General features: G+C 35.4%; 2 protein-coding genes. Both read right to left on the reverse strand.

Going from position 1 to position 1,649, the window contains the following annotated elements; genetic code table 11:
- On the reverse strand, nt 1-268 hold a 268-nt coding region (locus BWI97_RS28800), incomplete at its 3' end, for a hypothetical protein (RefSeq protein ID WP_233208083.1).
- Nucleotides 269-1,302: 1,034 nt separating this feature from the next.
- The coding region (locus BWI97_RS28805) for a hypothetical protein (protein ID WP_233208084.1) at nt 1,303-1,649 on the reverse strand (347 nt) is incomplete at its 5' end.

Below are 1,649 nucleotides of genomic sequence, written 5' to 3' on the forward strand. Positions count from 1 at the left end.
TCGTAGTGTAACCGTTGGCAAGCTCCAGGAAAAGTTTATTGCATCGATTGTTCAACTCAACCGTAATCGTTGAATGGGCTCCCACTTTGGCTTCGTAGTTCGCGTAAGTGAATGGAACAATGTATCCGAAATAATCTTTGCTCTTGGTAGACTCGTCGAAAAAGATTTTCCGCGATGTAATTTTATCCAGAGATTCTTTAATCCTAACCAGATTTGTTTCCTTGATATCGGTAGACCGGAAACGTAACAACCAGCTTGTCATCAACATTCACTCCAAAGCCTTGCCGATTTTTCAAATGCAGCAGGGTAATCAACAGAATATGCTTTTCTACAGTAGTGAATTCCTGTTTCGTTAAGTTAAGACTGTTACTGATATGAATTAAACTTTTCATAGACAGGCACGAACGGTTAAACAATCAGCTAAAATTAAAAACTAATTACCACAATAAAAAACTACATGTTGCTTTTTACTGTGGTAATAGTACCAACCTCATGCAATTTGTGGTAATACCTCATGCAATTTGTGGTAATACGCTACCGGAAATCTCATGCAATTTGTGGTTAATACCTCATGCAATTTGTGGTAATACCTCATGCAATTTGTGGTAATACGATTTTATAATAAACTGATTGTCAATATTTTATCATAGTTATCCACACTCCAGCAATCAATCAATTAATATAATATCAATTTTATCAATTCAATTGGCCCCGCTTCTTTTTCGGCCTGCGTCGGCTCCGCCGCACGCTCATTTTTGAAAGGAAAGTGAAATCAAAAAAGTAAAAAAATTAGCGGTGAACTATGTTTTTAGTTTTAAATAGTTCAACTCGTTTTGTATTGTAGTAGAATATTTAACGGTCTGTCTAACAATCAATTACATATTATACAAAAACCTTCTACAACAATCGCAAAGTTTTGACTCTATCAACTTCTAGATTTTTTGCCATTCGACCTAGTACCGATGAATGATGAACTTAGAAAATCTCATGCATTTTGTGGTTATTACAGGCCTACAAACTGCTGATAATCAAGAAACTAAGTCAACCTCATGCAATTTGTGGTTTTTCCCACTATTAGTAGATTACTGGTCTGATTATCAGCACTATATAGCCTACTAATTCCAGCTATTTCCCAATGTTTTACTGAAGTTTTGTAAAATCTCATGCATTTTGTGGTTATTTGACTGAACCGCTGAAGTAACGATATGCTGATTATCAGTCAGTTATTAAAACATCATATGTCTTACCTAAGCAATAAGCTCATGCATTTTGTGGTTATTTTCATTAATATCTTTAACTCTTTTAGGCGTTTATGCTTCTGAGAGGCATTTTTTCAAACCTCATGCAATTTGTGGTAATAGTTTTGCTATTAAGCACAAGGTGCGAAGCCGACGTTTCAGAAGAACTATTTACTATTCCCATGAAAAAGGCACGTAAATACATGCCCTTTTCATGGTTCGTTCTTGTCTGACCTATTTCTCTGAAAGCTCTTTCAGGTCTTTCTCTAAACTGACTATAAATTGCTTTCAAAAGGTATTTTCGAATGGACAATTTTTCGATTCGGGTACTCTTTGCTTTGACGATCTTCTGGATACTTTCTAACTCACTTTGATGAAACTGTAATGTAAAGCTTTTCAATGGGTCCGTTT

This window comes from Siphonobacter sp. BAB-5405 (assembly GCF_002872335.1).
In the GTDB taxonomy this organism is placed as follows: Bacteria; Bacteroidota; Bacteroidia; order Cytophagales; family Spirosomataceae; genus Siphonobacter.